General features: G+C 67.7%; 14 protein-coding genes. 2 read left to right on the top strand and 12 right to left on the bottom strand.

From position 1 onward, the window contains the following. Nucleotides 1-101: 101 nt before the first annotated feature. The 9 genes from ACFSVL_RS16695 to ACFSVL_RS16655 form a co-directional block, all read right to left on the bottom strand. Nucleotides 102-704 carry a TetR/AcrR family transcriptional regulator gene (locus tag ACFSVL_RS16695; protein WP_378305093.1) on the bottom strand — a complete coding sequence of 201 codons (603 nt, stop codon included), beginning with the start codon at nucleotides 702-704 and terminating at the stop codon, nucleotides 102-104. Nucleotides 705-781: 77 nt separating this feature from the next. Next, nucleotides 782-2,254 carry an aldehyde dehydrogenase family protein gene (locus tag ACFSVL_RS16690; RefSeq protein WP_378305091.1) on the bottom strand — a complete coding sequence of 491 codons (1,473 nt, stop codon included), beginning with the start codon at nucleotides 2,252-2,254 and terminating at the stop codon, nucleotides 782-784. 19 nt (nucleotides 2,255-2,273) lie between these two features. Further along, nucleotides 2,274-3,128: an LLM class F420-dependent oxidoreductase gene (locus ACFSVL_RS16685; RefSeq protein ID WP_378305089.1), complete on the bottom strand. Its 855-nt coding sequence runs from the start codon at nucleotides 3,126-3,128 to the stop codon at nucleotides 2,274-2,276. Then, a complete protein-coding gene (locus ACFSVL_RS16680) occupies nucleotides 3,128-3,613 on the bottom strand; it encodes a nuclear transport factor 2 family protein (protein ID WP_378305087.1) in 486 nt (161 codons plus the stop codon). Before ACFSVL_RS16680 ends, ACFSVL_RS16685 begins: the two co-directional genes overlap by 1 nt. After that, the gene (locus ACFSVL_RS16675; protein ID WP_378305085.1) at nucleotides 3,610-4,449 is read right to left on the bottom strand and encodes a mycofactocin-coupled SDR family oxidoreductase; all 840 of its coding nucleotides are present in this window, start codon (nucleotides 4,447-4,449) and stop codon (nucleotides 3,610-3,612) included. Before ACFSVL_RS16675 ends, ACFSVL_RS16680 begins: the two co-directional genes overlap by 4 nt. After that, nucleotides 4,446-5,999 (bottom strand): class I adenylate-forming enzyme family protein, encoded by a 1,554-nt coding sequence (locus tag ACFSVL_RS16670; RefSeq protein ID WP_378305083.1) that lies wholly within the window; start codon nucleotides 5,997-5,999, stop codon nucleotides 4,446-4,448. Before ACFSVL_RS16670 ends, ACFSVL_RS16675 begins: the two co-directional genes overlap by 4 nt. Before the next feature lie 27 nt (nucleotides 6,000-6,026). Next, entirely contained in the window at nucleotides 6,027-7,532 is a 1,506-nt protein-coding gene (locus ACFSVL_RS16665) for an AMP-binding protein (protein ID WP_378305081.1), read from the bottom strand. A gap of 10 nt (nucleotides 7,533-7,542) precedes the next feature. Next, nucleotides 7,543-8,625: an LLM class flavin-dependent oxidoreductase gene (locus ACFSVL_RS16660; protein ID WP_244223623.1), complete on the bottom strand. Its 1,083-nt coding sequence runs from the start codon at nucleotides 8,623-8,625 to the stop codon at nucleotides 7,543-7,545. A 19-nt stretch (nucleotides 8,626-8,644) separates the two neighbouring features. Then, the gene (locus ACFSVL_RS16655) at nucleotides 8,645-9,415 is read right to left on the bottom strand and encodes a hypothetical protein (protein WP_378305079.1); all 771 of its coding nucleotides are present in this window, start codon (nucleotides 9,413-9,415) and stop codon (nucleotides 8,645-8,647) included. 216 nt (nucleotides 9,416-9,631) lie between these two features. Here ACFSVL_RS16655 and ACFSVL_RS16650 point away from each other — a divergent pair, with 216 nt between their 5' ends. Next, a complete protein-coding gene (locus tag ACFSVL_RS16650) occupies nucleotides 9,632-10,723 on the top strand; it encodes a thiolase C-terminal domain-containing protein (RefSeq protein WP_378305077.1) in 1,092 nt (363 codons plus the stop codon). Next, nucleotides 10,720-11,118, top strand: coding sequence for a Zn-ribbon domain-containing OB-fold protein (locus tag ACFSVL_RS16645; RefSeq protein WP_378305075.1), 399 nt, complete (start codon nucleotides 10,720-10,722; stop codon nucleotides 11,116-11,118). Before ACFSVL_RS16650 ends, ACFSVL_RS16645 begins: the two co-directional genes overlap by 4 nt. Here ACFSVL_RS16645 and ACFSVL_RS16640 read toward each other — a convergent pair. The 3 genes from ACFSVL_RS16640 to ACFSVL_RS16630 all read right to left on the bottom strand — a co-directional run bounded on the left by ACFSVL_RS16640 (nucleotide 11,108) and on the right by ACFSVL_RS16630 (nucleotide 14,296). Continuing rightward, nucleotides 11,108-11,860: an enoyl-CoA hydratase/isomerase family protein gene (locus tag ACFSVL_RS16640; protein WP_378305074.1), complete on the bottom strand. Its 753-nt coding sequence runs from the start codon at nucleotides 11,858-11,860 to the stop codon at nucleotides 11,108-11,110. The genes ACFSVL_RS16645 and ACFSVL_RS16640 overlap by 11 nt on opposite strands. Then, complete coding sequence (locus tag ACFSVL_RS16635) at nucleotides 11,860-13,041, bottom strand: thiolase family protein (protein ID WP_378305072.1); 1,182 nt, start codon at nucleotides 13,039-13,041, stop codon at nucleotides 11,860-11,862. The genes ACFSVL_RS16640 and ACFSVL_RS16635 overlap by 1 nt, the downstream gene beginning before the upstream one ends. Before the next feature lie 82 nt (nucleotides 13,042-13,123). Continuing rightward, on the bottom strand, nucleotides 13,124-14,296 hold the full coding sequence (locus tag ACFSVL_RS16630; protein ID WP_378305070.1) for an LLM class flavin-dependent oxidoreductase: 1,173 nt from the start codon (nucleotides 14,294-14,296) through the stop codon (nucleotides 13,124-13,126). Between the last annotated feature and the right edge of the window lie 12 nt (nucleotides 14,297-14,308).

Raw genomic sequence — 14,308 nt, 5'->3', positions numbered from 1 at the left:
ATGGCCATCTCCCACGTCGATGTAGGGGGGGTACACCGATGTAACCCCGCTCACGCGCGGAGCGTCAAGAGACTCCGAGTCTCTTTCTTTACTTAACCGATTCAGTCAAGGTCGAGCGCCGCACTCCACATCCGCGCCAGCACGACGGCCGTTTCGTCCCGGTCGAGGTCCCACCCGTGCGACGACCAGCGAAGGAACATCTGCTGCAGCTGCCCGAAGAGCAAGGCCGCCCGAACTTTCGCCTGCGGCTCAGTCCAGCATCCGCCCTTCTGCAAGGCGGCCGCGAGCAATTCGATGTCGCGCTCAAAGCTCGTCTGCTGGCGTTCGCGGACAGTGTCGTCCAGCAGAGCGGCCTCGGTGACGGCCGCGGACGCCACCCGGGTTCGTTCCCACACCCGCAACGTGTCGTCGAGCCAGCGGGAGATGCGTTCCCGGCTCGGACGCTCCGCGAGTTCGAACAAGGCGAGATAGACCGGCTCGTACTCTTCGTCCAGGTGGCGCAGAACCTCCATCAGCACATCCGCCTTCGACCTGAAATGGCGGTAGAACGTCGCTCGTGTCGTGCCCGCGGCGGCGGTGATGTCTTCGATCGACGTCGCCACGTACCCGGTCAGGGAGAAGCAGTCGACAGCGGCGTCCGCCAACCGTGACCTGGTCTGGTCCCGGCGGGTTTGCCGGGCGGCAGCCCGTGCGTCCTCGGCCATCGAGCCCCCTCGCGTGCGGATGGTTCGTCTGCCGTCCAGGAAACCAAGCGCACGGAGCGCGGCACAAGCCGGGGTGCTCAGCCGTGCTCGATCCAGACGCTCTTGTGCTCGAGCCACTCGTCGAGCGCACGCGGTCCGTTCGAAACGCGGTTGCCGCTTTCCTTTTGCCCGCCGAACGGCAAGGCCCAGTGCAGCCTTCGGTAGGTGTTGACCCACACCGTTCCCGCGCGCAGACCGTCGGCCAGCCGGTGGACCCGTGACACGTCGCTGGTCCACACCCCCGCCGCGAGCCCGTAGACGGTGTCGTTCGCCAACTCGAGCGCGTGGGCTTCCGAGCTGAACGGAATCGCGACCGCGACCGGGCCGAAGATCTCCTCCTGGCAGACCCGCAGCCGGTTGTCCGGAGTGGCGAACAGCGTCGGCTCCACGAAGTAGCCGCCGGACAGCCGGTGTCCCGGTTCAAAGAGCTCCTTGCCGCTCCGCCCTCCGAACACCCGCCGCGCGCCTTCCGCTTCGGCAAGCTCCAGATAGCCCCGCACCTTGTCGAACTGCGTGTCGAAGGCGACCGGCCCCATCGTGGTCTCCGGGTCGAGCGGATCTCCCAGCCGGATCGCCGCGGCGTGTGCGCGCACGCGCTCCAGGAACTCGTCGAAGATCGTGTCTTCGACGAGGATCCGCGATCCCGCAATGCAAGCTTGTCCGGCGCTGCCGGTGAAGATTCCGGCTGCCGCACCGGCCGCGGCGGCGTCGAGGTCCGCGTCCGCGAACACCAGGTTCGGCGATTTGCCCCCTAGCTCCAACCCCAGGACTTTCAGGTTGCTCACCGATCGCTGAGTGATCCGCCGTCCCGTCGCGGTCGACCCGGTAAAGCTGATCTTGGCGATGTCTCGGTGGTCTGCCAGCGCTTCGCCCGCTGTCGCGCCCTCGCCGCAGACGACGTTCACCGCCCCGGGCGGAATTCCCGCCTCTTCCAGGCGACGCGCAGCCGCGAGAATCGACACCGAGGCGCGCTCTGGCGGCTTCACGACCACAGTGTTGCCGGCTGCCAGAGCTGCCGAGGCCTTCGCCAGAAACATGGCCAGCGGGGCGTTCCACGGAATGATGATGCCGACGACACCGAACGGCTCTCGCACTGAGTACGTATGCGCTGCCGGAGTGATCGCGACGGTTTCCGAGGTGATCGTCTCCGCCAGTCCCGCATGAAACTCGATCTGCGCGGCACCGCCGAGAACTGCGGGGCGCGCCTCGGTGCTGGCGCGACCGTTGTCGGTCGCGTCGAGCCTCCACAGCTCCTCGGCGTCTTCGCGAACTAAGCTTGCCCAACTGCGGAGAATCGCCGCCCGTTCCATCGGCAGCTTCCCGCGCCAAGCGGGAAACGCGGCCAGCGCCGCGGCTACTGCGTCGTCCACATCGGACGCCTCGCCGGCCGGGATCCTCGCCCACACCTCCCCGGTCGCCGGATTGACGCTGTCGAGCCACTTCCCGCTCCGCGCAGTCCTGAACTCGCCGCCGACGTAATGCGGAACATCGGCCGGGCGCGCCTCTGCCATGGTGATTCCCTCCTCTGGTTCACGACGCGACAAGCGCCGCGATCCGATCGAGCTTGTGCAACGTGGCCGGCCCACCGGCCGTGGGCATCCAGAACACGACGCGGGCGATCCCCAGCTCCGCATACCGGGCAAGCGCGTCGGCATGAGGAAAAGCGTTGAAAAGCGTCACCGGCATCTCGGTCCGCCCGGCATCCGCGGCACGCTTCGCGAGCTCACGGACCCGCCGCCCGAGCCGAGCGCTGAACACTTCCTCCGCGCCGGACGGTTCGTCGCCGATCTGTTCAGTTCCGTCGCGGTAGGGAATCCAGCCGTCCGCCAGTTCCACTACCCGATCTAGCACGCGAGGGCCGCCGCCGCCGAGCAGGACGGGCGGCCTCGGACGCTGGACTGGCTTCGGCCACGACCAAGCCGGGCTGAACTCCACGAAGTCGCCATGGTACTCCGCTTCGTCCTCGGTCCAGAGCGCCGTCATCGCGGCCAACCGCTCCCGCAGTACCGCGAAGCGGCGCTCGGGGTCGGTTCCGTGGTTGCGGAGCTCGGTTTCGTCCGAGCCGGCACCGACGCCGAAGACGAATCTGCCGCCGGAAAGCTCGTCGATCGTCGCCACCTGCTTGGCGAGAACGAGAGGCTCGCGCTGAGGCACCAGGCAGACCGCGGTGCCGAGTCGGATGCGGCTGGTCGACACGGCGACAGCGGCGAGCGCCACCAGCGGGTCGAGCAAGCGCCGGTAGAACGGCGGGCTGGCGCTGCCCACCGGGACATGCGTGTGGTCGGGAAAAAAGACCGACTCGAACCCGCGCTCCTCGGCCGCGCGGGCGAACGCGACCGGCGAAATCGATTCCGCGGACGGGAAGAACTGCACGCCCGCGTCCATCAGAGCCGTTCCCAGCTCTGGAGCCGGTCGGAGTCGCCGATTTCCATGGGTTCCAGCAAGTGCGCGCTCAAATCGCCGAAGAGATCGTTGCCGATCCTCCGCTCGGCGAATCGCCATCCGGCATCGGTCTTCGTGAACCGGTCGAGGTAATCGCCCGCGATGATGGGCTGCAACGGGAACGACGCGGCGTGCTGCACCACCAGGATGTACGAATGAGCGCGCGCCCGCCCCGGGCCGTCGTCTTCGACCACCAAGTTGGTCGAGAGGTGGTGGGTTCGCGGCGTCCCGTTCGCATGGATCCGGACGTAGCGGCGCCACAGTGCAGCCACCGCGACGGGGTCGCGGCGAGCCACCAGCGCGTCGCCGACGTAAAGGTCCGCGTCCGCGAACAAGCGGCCGAGGTCGTCGAACCGGCCGTCGTCCAGGCAGTAGCAGTAGAGGTGGACCAGCCGCTCGATCTCCCGATGGTCCTCTGCGCCGATCATGCGGTGTACCTCGCGGCCGACCCGGCATTGACGTCGATCACCGAGCCCGTCACGTGCGGAGTGCCCGGGCCGATCAGGAACAGCACCGCGGCCGTGATCTCCGCGGCGTCCAGCAGCGTCACCGGCTGCACGTGGTGCTCGCGCAGCAGCGGCTCGACATCCTTCCATTCAGGCGCGTCGAGATCAGGACGCAACGCCCGGTACAGCGCGTCGTTGTGCACCATCGGAGTCGACGTGTTCCCTGGCGCGACCGCATTCACCGTAATGCCGAACGCCGCGAGATCGAGCGCCGCTGCCTTCACCAGGCCGACCACGCCCCACTTCGATGCGACGTACGGGACCGAGCCAGGTACTGCCATCCGGCCCTGATTGGAGGCGGTCGCGACGATGCGGCCGTATCCGCGTTCGATCATGTGCGGCGCCACCGCGCGCATGGACTGGAAAACGCCAGTCAGGTTCACGCCAAGGACTTCGTCCCATATCCCCCGGTCAGCGTCTTGGATCGATCCTCCGCCGTGTACTCCGGCGTTGGCGATCAGCGCGTCGATGCGCCCGAATCGGCGCACCGCTTCCGCGACCGCCGAATCCACCTCGGCCGGGTCGCGCACGTCGCCGGTGAGCGCCAAGACCTCGCGCCCATGCGCGCGCACCAGCTCAGCCGTCTGCGCCAGATCCGCTTCGGTGGCAAGAGGGTAAGCGACCGCCGCGGAGTCTTGGCAACGGTCGAAGAGGACGACGTCGGCTCCTTCCCGTGCCGCCGCCTCGGCGTGAGACCGCCCCTGCCCCCGCGCTCCGCCCGTGACGAAGACGACCTGCCCGGCAAGCTGCCCGCTCACGGGCGAGCCGCTTCCAGGAGATGCCCCCAGCGTTCCCTTACCTCGCGACGCAGGAGCTTTCCCTGTCCGCCGGACCCGTCGTTCGCGTGCGGCAGCTCGTCCGCGACCGCTACGAGGTCCGGTCGCGACTCCGGCGGCAGCTTGTCCGCAACCGCCGCCCGAACGACCTCGGGATCCACCGTGCGGTCCTGCTCCGGCCGGACGACCAGCAGGATCTTCGGTTCCGCGCCGCCATCGACACCGACCGCAGCGGCTTCCGCGACCCCGTCCACCGTGGACGCGACGTCTTCGACCTGCGCCGGCAGGGTGAATACTCCGCCGCGCACAATCGCGTCTGCTCGCCGTCCCAGCACGGACACTCGGCCCGCGCGGTCGACTTTTCCGAGGTCTCCCCCGGTGAACCAGCCATCCCGCAGCGCTTGCTCGGCAGCTTCCGGCTGACCGTCGTATCCGGCGGCGACGTGCGGACCCGCGAGCTGGATCTCTCCGATCTCACCGGTGATCCGCTGCCCGGTGCCGTCCACCACCCGCACCGCGCCACCGGTTCGGGCCCAGCCCACGACGTCGTCCGGCACCTGGTCGCGCCGGCCGATTACGCTGTAGGGCGCTTCGGTCTGCCCGTAGTAGCCATAAAGCGCCAGCTCCGGCAAACGCTGGTGGATGCGCTGCTGCAGTGAGGACAACAGCGGCTCCCCGCCGAGCATCGCCACCCGGAGCGAGGAGAGGTCCACCGTTTCGTGTGCCCGGTCGGACAGCAACTCCACGAAGAAGCTCGGCGTTACGCTCAGGTGGGTGATCCGTTCCCGCGGCACCGCTCCGAGAAAATGGCTGGGCCCGAACCCCTCCTCCAGGACCAGTCGCGCTCCGCCCGCGAGGGCGGGCGCCGCGACCGCCAGGAAACCGATGCCCCAGACGATCGGTCCGGTGCCGACGACAGCGTCCCGGCCGAGCGGCACGTCCAGCCACAGCTTCTCGGCGATCGCCAGGCCGCTGAGGTGCGTGTGAACAACCGCTTTCGGCAGCCCTGTCGTGCCGGACGTGAAGAACAGCGCCAACGGAGCGTCGCTGCCTGCCCGGATGTCCGGCTCGGCGTCGTCCGCCGTGTCGGTGAGCGCGTCAAAATCGAGCGCGTCGTCCGCCGCTCCGCCGAGACGCAACCATTGCCGCACTCCGGGCAGCTCGGGCCGCAGCTGCGCCACAAGATCGTCGAACCGCGCGTCGTAGACGAAGGCGGTGACCTGGCTCCGCGTGAGCACTGGCACGAAGACATCCGGTGACCAGAATGGGTTCAGCGCCGCGAGCACAGTCCCGAGCTTGGCCTGGGCCAGGTATACCTCCAGCACGGACAGAGGAGAGTCGAGCAAGGTCGCGACGCGGTCGCCGGGGCTCACCTCTGCCGCGGCCAAGGCCTTCGCCCGGCGGTTGACCCGACGGTTCAGCTCTTCAAAAGTCAGGTGGTCACGACCCGCGAAGGTCACCGCCACCGCGTCCGGAGTCCGATCGCGTTGCGCGGTCAGCACTGCGTGCCCGAAGTTGGTATAGCGCGTCATTGCGTTTTCTCCTTCCGGGTAAGCGGTTCAGGCTCCTGGGTAGCCGCCGCCGCCGTAGCGGTCGTCCAGCTCGTCGTAGTCCGGCACGAAGCCGCGACGCGGAATCTCCTCGGCGAGGATCACTTCCTTGGGCTTCTTGTACGACGCCACCACAGTCCGCACGTGCTCGATGAGCTCGGCTTCGGTGATCTCGGCACACTCAGCGGGCACCACAATCGCAACCACGTTCTGTCCCCATTCCGGATCGGGCCTGCCGATGACCGCGGCCGCCGAAACCCCCGGATGGGAGTTCAGCGCCCGTTCGACTTCGGCCGGGTAGATGTTCTCTCCCCCGGACTTGATCATGCGCAGCTTCGGTCCGAGGAAGCTGATGGTGCCGTCCTTTTCCCGCCGGCCGAGATCTCCGGTGTGGTGCCAACCGCCGCGCAGCTTCGCCGCTGTCAGCTCCGGACGGTTGAAATAGCCGCTGAACACGTGCGGCCCTCGCGCGACGATTTCCCCGACCTCCCCGTCGGGCAGTTCGCCGTCCACCGGATCGACGATCCGCAACTGCGCGAACAGGCTCGGCCGCCCGCTGGTCCCGGTCCCTTCGAGACCGAGCGCGTGGTAAGTGAGCATGCCGGCGACTTCCGTCTGGCCGTATCCGGCGAAGGAACGTCCCCACGGGCTCTCGTCAATCGTGATCATCGAGTTCCACGGTTCGTCGCCGGCGGCGAACCGAAGACTCGAAAGGTCGAATCGGCCGTCGGCGTTGGCTTCCACCAACTGCGCGATCATCGCCGGGAACAACATCGCCGCCTGGCAGCGCTCCCGCTCGATGAGCCGGCACGCCAACTCCGGTTCGAATGTCGGCAGCACGACGTTGGTTCCTCCGAAATTCAATGTCGCGAGCGCGAACATCATCGTGCCGACGTGGAACAACGGCCCGGAATCGAGGCACACGAAGCCTTCCTCGATCTGCCGCACGACGCCGAGCATCATGCTGTGCGCGATGAGCGCCCGCTGGGCGAGCATCGCCCCGTGCGGGCGCCCGTCGAAGGCAGCGGTGTAGAGCACGAGGACCGGCGATTCCTCGGAAACCTCGCACCCGGGGTCCGAGTCCGGGTGCGAGGACAGCCAATCCTCGTAGCCGTCGTCCGCGTTGTGGCATACCCATTTCCCGGTTGTCGCTTCGCGGAGCGGCTCGAGCGCGGCGTCCAGCGGCCCGGCTTCCCAGACGACCACCGCCGGCCGGAGATCGTCGAGCACGAAACGCAACTCGTCGCTGCTCTGCCGCCAGTTGGCCGGGCACAGCATCGCGCCGACCTTCGCGCAGGCGACGAGAAGCTCGATGATCCGAAAAGAATTGACGCCCAGCCATAGAACTCGCTCCCCAGGGCCGGCACCCGCGTCGAGAAGCGCATGCGCGAGCCGGTTGGTTCGCTGATCCAGTTCGGCGTACGTCAGCCGGCGGTCCCCGTCGACAAGTGCGGTGACGTGTCCCCGGCCGCGCCGGTGCTCTCGGACGACGTCCCCGATCGTGAACTCGTGCATGCTGCGCCTCTCAGCGGAATGCCGGGATGACTTCCTTGGCAAAGAACGTGATCGCCCGCTTCATGTCCTCGAACGGCAGGTGCCGGGTGCTGCCGAAGTCGCACATGAGGTGTCCGAAGCCGAACTCCTGCAGCATCGCGACCTGCCCGATGACGCGCTCCGGGTCGCCGATCACTTCGAGCTGTTCCCACCGGAAGTCGGTGCCCACGCTCCCGCCCTTGAGGTAGCGCCCTTCCCAGAACTCGAAGCCCTTGGCGATCTCGCCGGTCTTCGAGTCGATCGGTGCGCTCTTCTCATTGAAGATGCGCGCCCGGTCGAAGGCTTTCTCGAAAGACTCTTGGTCGGCACGCGCCTGTTCGACGGTCGGAGCGAGCCAGACCGAGCGCGAAACGACGAGTTCGGCTTCGTCAGCGGCGTGCCCGGCTTCGGCCGCGACCGTCCGCCAAGTCTCGGCTGCCTTGTGCACCTTGCGAAAAGGAGCAGCCGGATCGGCGAGGATCGGCAGGCCGCGCTGGGCATAGCGTTCGACTGTTTCCGGGCTCACCGCGGCCACATACACGGGCGGGTGCGGCCGCTGCAACGGCCTCGGCGTCAGGTCGACCTCACCCGTGCGGTAGAACCGCCCCTCGTGGCGGAACGTGTCCTGCGTCCACAGCCCGGTGATCACTTCCAACGCCTCGTCGAACCGGTCGCGCGCCTCGGCCAGGTCCAGGCCGAAGCCGTCGAACTCGATGCTCTGGTAGCCGCGGCCGACGCCGAGGTCGAGCCTGCCGTTCGACAGCAGGTCCACCTGCGCTGCTTCTTCGGCTACGTGCACGGGGTTGTGCAGCGGCAGCACAACGACGCCCGTGCCGAGGCGGATCCGTTCGGTCCGGGCCGCGAGGTGGCTGAGCATAGTGAACGTGTTCGGCACGGTTCCGTAATCGCGGAAGTGGTGCTCGGACGCCCACAGGCCGTCGAAGCCGAGTTCTTCGAGCAACTCGGCGACCCTGATGTTGTAGTCGTAGACCTCCTTCATGCTGCGCTGCCGGTCGGGCCGGTGGAACAGCAGGAACGCGGAGAACTTCATCGGACGGTGCACGGAGTCGGGCACAGCATCCACCTTTCCGTTGTCAGGACTGCGCCGGTGCCAGCACCGAGCCGGGGAACGGGGCGAGCAGGGTTTCCCGCCAGGGTCCGTCGAGGTACTGCCGCGCCGTCTTGCGCCAGTCGAGCAACCGTGGGTCAGCTTGCGCCTCGGCGTCGAGACCGACCGCGGCGTCGTAAGCACGCTGCGTGCGCAGGTGCGAATCCATGTCGGTGCCCCAGAACGTCACGACTTCCGAATCGGACATCAGCACCTCGTACAGCCCGACGAGGCGGTGGCCGTGATCGGCGAGAATGGGCGTGCGTTCCTCCCGGACGGCAGCAAGGTAGTCGAGTGCCGCACCGGGACGGACGTGCGCGACCTCGTGCAGGAAGAACGGCGCGGTGTAGTGCTCGGCACGCAGCGCCTGCAAGTCCGGAGTCCCCTGGACGCCGCCCATCGGGCGCGAGAACGCCTTGTGGCGCAGGTCGTCGATGGACGACAGGAACAGCTCGGGCTTGACGTTGTCGTAGATGTCGAGCATCTGCCGCCAGCCGCCCTCCCAGCCGCCGTGACAGTCCCACAGCGTCACCGCCTTGAACTGCTCGTGGCCGGTGATGCCGATCGCGTAGAAGGCGCCGACCAAGTCGATCGCCCGCGAGCGCACGGACAGGCCGCTGGTCAGTTCGGCACCGGAGCCGTCCCGCTGCTCGTCTTCCTTCTTGTAGTTCACCAGCCACTGCAGGTATTCGCGCGGGTGGCGCGAGTTCATCGGGTGGAAGTACACCTCTTCGAGCAGATAGATCCCGCGCGCCACAGTTTCTCCTCTTCCAGCCGACTTGAGCAATCGCTTGGTTAAGAACCGTACGACGTGCTCGGCCCGCCGTCAACTTCCCTTCGTTGACACGATCTCGGCAGCGTTCGTAGTATTTGAGCAAGTGCTCGCTTGGGATGAGGAGGTGTCGTGAGTCCGCTCCGCGATCGCACCGCTGTCGCCGGCCTGGGATGGACGCCGTATTCGAAGAATTCCGGCGTGAGCACTCTCGAACTGGCTCTCCGCGCCATCTCCTCCGCGCTCGACGACTGCGGCCTCTCTCCCGGCGACGTCGACGGCTTGGTGACGCATTCGGTCGGCGACGCGGCCCCCGCTGCCGTCGTCGCCGCGTCGCTCGGGGTCTCCGACCCGCACGTCTTGCTTGACCTTTGGGGCGGTGGCGGCGTTTCCGCGGCGACGATCGGAACAGCCGCGATGGCGGTCGCGAGCGGGCAAGCGTCCACGGTCGTCTGCTGGCGCGCGCTCAACGCCCGCTCGGAGTTCCGGATGGGCGGCACAGGGCGGGCAGCGCCGACTCTCGTCGAGTTCCAGTACCAGGTGCCGTACGGCCTCCTCGCCCCGCCGCAGCAGTACGCCCTGGTCAGCCAGGCTTACCTGGCCGCCTCAGGCGCCTCCGAAGAGGACCTCGGCCGGGTGGCGATCACCCAGCGACAGAACGCCATGCGCAACCCGCGGGCGATGATGCGCAAGCCGCTGTCCATGGAGGACTACCTGGCAGCGCCCTGGATCGCCGAACCGTTGCGGCTCTTCGACTGCTGCCTGGAGACCGACGCGGCGATCGCCGTGGTCGTCACGTCCGCGGAACGCGCGCGCGATCTGAGGCAACCGCCGGTTCTGATCAGCGCCGCCGCTTCAGGAGGCGGGCACAGCTTGTTCTCCGCCGCGCGGCCCGATCTGTCGATCAGCGCGGCCGCGGATCTCGCCCCTCGCCTCTACCGGGCCGCCGGCATCGGTCCGGAGGAAATCCAGATCGCCGAACTCTACGACGCTTTCACCCCGCTGGTCCTGATGCAATTGGAGGATTACGTTCTGACGCCCCGGCATACGGCCGCGGAGTTCGTCGCATCCGGTGCGACCGCGCTGGACGGACGGCTCCCCGTCAACACTCACGGCGGGCACCTATCCGAGGGCTATCTGCACGGCCTCAACCACGTCGGCGAAGCCGTGCAGCAGCTGCGCGGACAAGCCGGCGAACGGCAGGTTCCCGGAGCCGAGGTAGCGCTGACGACCGGCCAGCCGGGCTACGTGTCCGGCACGACCTCCGCGCTGATCCTGCGAGCAGACCGATGACCCGCCCGCTCGCCGACCGCGACTCCGCCGAGTGGTGGGCCGCTCTCGCCGACCACCGCCTGCAAATCCAGACGTGCCAGTCCTGTCGCACTCATCGGTTGGTGGCCAGGGCGATGTGCGCTGCGTGCCGGTCGTTCGACTGGGAATGGACTGAAGCCAGCGGCGAAGGCACCATCGTCAGCTGGACGGTGTCCCACCGGGCCTACCAACCGGAGCGCACCGCTCCGTACACCGTGGTTATCGTTCGGCTGGCGGAAGGAGAAGGACTCCTGCTGCCGGGAGGATGGAGCAGCGACGCCGCGCCGTCGATGGGCATGCCAGTCCGTGCGGAGTTCGAGGATGTGCCCGGAGAACCACCGGCGGCGCTGCTGCGATGGGAGCCGGTCACCGATTGACGAACCGCCGGATCAGCTCCTGCGCTTCGTCGGTAGTCACCGCTGAAGCAATGGTGCGCGCTTCGTCAGCCGCGCTTTGCTCGCGGGTCGCCGAGAACGACGACCGGATCAGCCGCTTCGCCTGGCCGAACGCAGCCGCCGATCCGTTCGCCAGCGCAGCGGCTATGTCAGCCGCAGCAGCAGACAGCGCATCGTCCTCGACCACCTGCGTGACAAGACCCCAATCGCGCGCTTCGTCTGCGGTCAGCGTGCGCCCGACGAGTGCCAGCTCGAGCGCTCGCTGTGTGCCGACTGCACGGGGCAAGAGGTATGACACTCCGCAATCCGGGGTAAGGCCGACGCCGGAATAGGCCATCCGGAACTTCGTAGAGTGCGCCGCCACCACGATGTCCGCGTTCAGAACGAAGGCGAGGCCAGCACCCGCGACCGCACCCTGCACCGCAGCCACGACCGGCTTGGGCAGCTCCGAAAGCCGCCGCAGCGCGGCTTCCAGTTCGGTGGCGAGCTGGTGGAGGTGCATCGGAGGTTCTGCAGCCGCGACGAACGACTGCACGTCTCCGCCCGCGCAGAACCGGGCACCCTCGCCGGTGAGCAGAACAGCCCGCACAGCAGTTGCCTCGGCCGCCTCCACCGCCTCGGCGAGGCCCCGCGCAGCAGCCAGGTCGACCGCGTTCGACACCTGAGGCCGGTCGAGGACGATCCGGCAAACACCCTCGCGCACTTCCCACCGCACACCAGTCATTACGCGACCCTCCGCAGCAGGGCGGCGAGCGCCTGTCCTCCGCCGATGCACATTGTCACGATGCCGAGTTCTTTGTCGGTGCGCGCGAGGTGTTTAGCTGCACGGAGCGTGAGAATCGCTCCAGTCGCACCGACCGGGTGTCCCAGCGCGATCGCGCCGCCGTAAGGATTCGTGCGCTCCGGATCAAGGCCGGCGTCGCGAACGACCGCGACCGCCTGCGCCGCGAACGCCTCATTCAGCTCGACAATGTCGATGTCGCTCGGCGTGGTACCGGTCTTCTCGAACAGCTTCCGAAGCGCGGGAACGGGTGCGTAGCCCATCAATTCCGGCTCCAACGCAGCCGTGGCGACCGCCTCGATCCGCACCAAGCCGGACAGCCCGCGCTCGGCCGCCGCAGATTCGCGGGCGAGAACCACCGCAGCCGCACCGTCGTTGATGCCAGACGAATTGCCCGCGGTGACAGTGCCGCCTTCCTGGAAGGCCGGCCGCAAGCCAGACAGCGCTTCGACAGTCGTGCCCGGCTTCGGGTGCTCGTCGTCAGTGACCGTCGCCGATCGCCGACCGCCCGTCTCGACCGGAGTGATCTCTTCGGCGAACGCCGCCTTCGCATCCGGCGAGGCAGCGCGCCGCTGCGATTCCGCAGCGAACTCGTCCTGTTCCTGCCGCGAGACGCCGTATTTCTGGGCGACGTTCTCCGCGGTCACTCCCATGTGGACACCGTGGAACGGGTCGGTCAACATCATGACCGTCCCGTCTGCGAGCGTGCGGTCGCCGAGCCGGTATCCAGAACGTGCCTCGAAGTCGTAGAACGGCATCCGGCTCATCGACTCGTCGCCGCCTGCGAGCGCGAAGCCGAGGCCGTCCCAGCGCATTTGCGATGCTGCGGACCAAATCGCCTGAAGTCCCGAGCCGCAAAGGCGGTTCACGGTGTACGCAGGCGTGGCAACCGGAAGTCCGGCCGCAAGCGCGACGCGGCGGGCGTTGTACGCGTCCGGCCCGATCTGCCCGATGCAGCCCATCACCACTTCGCCGATTTCCTCTGGCGCGACCCGCGTCCGGTCGAGCGCGGTCCGTGCCGCGGCAGCGCCCAGTTCGAACCCCGGCACCTCCCGGAATACCCCGCCGAAGCTCCCGACCGGGGTCCGCGCCCCGTCCAGCACCAGAATCCCGTCGTCGCCCATGGTCCACCTCACCCGTCGTCAGCCTGCCTGAATAGTAGGACGTCCTACTATTTTGTGCGGTGATAACTGGGTCACAGCAATGTCAGGCACCGTACTTCTGGGTCGCCTGCTCGATCGCCTGCGTCATCCGCCCGACGAACCGCTGGCTGTTGTCTCCTGCCCAGGCGATGCTGGCCGCCCGGTTTCGGTTCGCCTGCCGAAAATGCGGAATCACGTACTCCGCGAACAGCTCGTAGCAGCGTTTGGTCGCTTGCCATGGCGCGCAACTGTGGACGTTGAGCAGGTACGTGCCGAAGCCGCCGGTTTCCCGCTGGAGACTTTCGATGGCGGCGATCGCGTCATCCGGTGTACCGACGATGCCGACTCCCCAGCTCGGCAGACCTTCGGTCGTCCATTGGTCCACCGCCGTCTCGGGCGAAGACCGCCACGGCATTTTCTTGCCTGTCAATCCCTCGAAATACGCGGTCGAGCCCAGCACTCCCCACTCGACTTCACGCCGCGCCTGCTCGCGGGATTCCGCGAGGTGCATCATCCCCACCACCCGCCACCGGCCGCGCCGGGCGGTTCGGCCGTGATCGGCCGAGACTTGTTCGTGCACCGCCCAGTTCCCGGCCAGCCGGCCGCGTGCCCGCAGATCCGACGCCGCCACCGACAACACGCTGAGCCCATGACGCCCGGCGAGGGTCACCCCGGTCGCGGAATACACGGACGCGATCGCGACCTCGATATCCCGCCCTCGGTAAGGCAGCAGCTGCACGGCTGCTTCACGCAAGTCGAACCATTCCGTCCGCTTGGTGACTTTCTCGCCCCGCAGCAGCGGCAGGAGAGCTTCGACGGCTTCGGCCATCATGTCGCGCTGGCGCAGCGGGTCGATCCCGAGCATGAACGCGTCGGAAGGCAACTGCCCCGGACCGATGCCCATCATGACCCGCCCCCGGGTGAGATGGTCTAACTGCACGATCCGGTCGGCGAGAATCAGCGGATTGTGGTAACTGACCGAGTTCACCCCGGTGCCCAGCATGATCCGGCTGGTCCGCTCCCCCGCCGCGGCGATCATGAGCTCGGGCGAACCGATCGTCTCGAAGCCCGCGGAATGGTGTTCGCCGAACCAGACCTCGTCGAAGCCGAGTTCGTCGGCGAGCACAGCCAGCTCCAGGTCCCGCCGGAGCTGCAGAGTCGGATCTCCGTCCAGCGGATGGAACGGAGCGATGAACAGGCCGAATCGGTTGTCGGTCAGGGCGACTGCATCATCCACTGTGGATCCTTT

This window comes from Amycolatopsis silviterrae (assembly GCF_042684085.1).
GTDB classification, from domain to species: Bacteria; Actinomycetota; Actinomycetes; order Mycobacteriales; family Pseudonocardiaceae; genus Amycolatopsis; species Amycolatopsis silviterrae.
The sequence above is the reverse complement of the archived record's forward strand: the minus strand, read 5'-3'. Positions and strand labels throughout refer to the sequence as shown.

Excerpts from the sequence above, each read along its gene's own strand:
- ACFSVL_RS16645 (WP_378305075.1), top strand. The coding sequence starts at position 10,720 with ATGACCCGCCCGCTCGCCGACCGCGACTCCGCCGAGTGGTGGGCCGCT.
- ACFSVL_RS16665 (WP_378305081.1), bottom strand. The coding sequence starts at position 7,532 with ATGCACGAGTTCACGATCGGGGACGTCGTCCGAGAGCACCGGCGCGGC.
- ACFSVL_RS16690 (WP_378305091.1), bottom strand. The coding sequence starts at position 2,254 with ATGGCAGAGGCGCGCCCGGCCGATGTTCCGCATTACGTCGGCGGCGAG.
- ACFSVL_RS16680 (WP_378305087.1), bottom strand. The coding sequence starts at position 3,613 with ATGATCGGCGCAGAGGACCATCGGGAGATCGAGCGGCTGGTCCACCTC.
- ACFSVL_RS16695 (WP_378305093.1), bottom strand. The coding sequence starts at position 704 with ATGGCCGAGGACGCACGGGCTGCCGCCCGGCAAACCCGCCGGGACCAG.
- ACFSVL_RS16685 (WP_378305089.1), bottom strand. The coding sequence starts at position 3,128 with ATGGACGCGGGCGTGCAGTTCTTCCCGTCCGCGGAATCGATTTCGCCG.
- ACFSVL_RS16670 (WP_378305083.1), bottom strand. The coding sequence starts at position 5,999 with ATGACGCGCTATACCAACTTCGGGCACGCAGTGCTGACCGCGCAACGC.
- ACFSVL_RS16635 (WP_378305072.1), bottom strand. The coding sequence starts at position 13,041 with ATGGGCGACGACGGGATTCTGGTGCTGGACGGGGCGCGGACCCCGGTC.
- ACFSVL_RS16640 (WP_378305074.1), bottom strand. The coding sequence starts at position 11,860 with ATGACTGGTGTGCGGTGGGAAGTGCGCGAGGGTGTTTGCCGGATCGTC.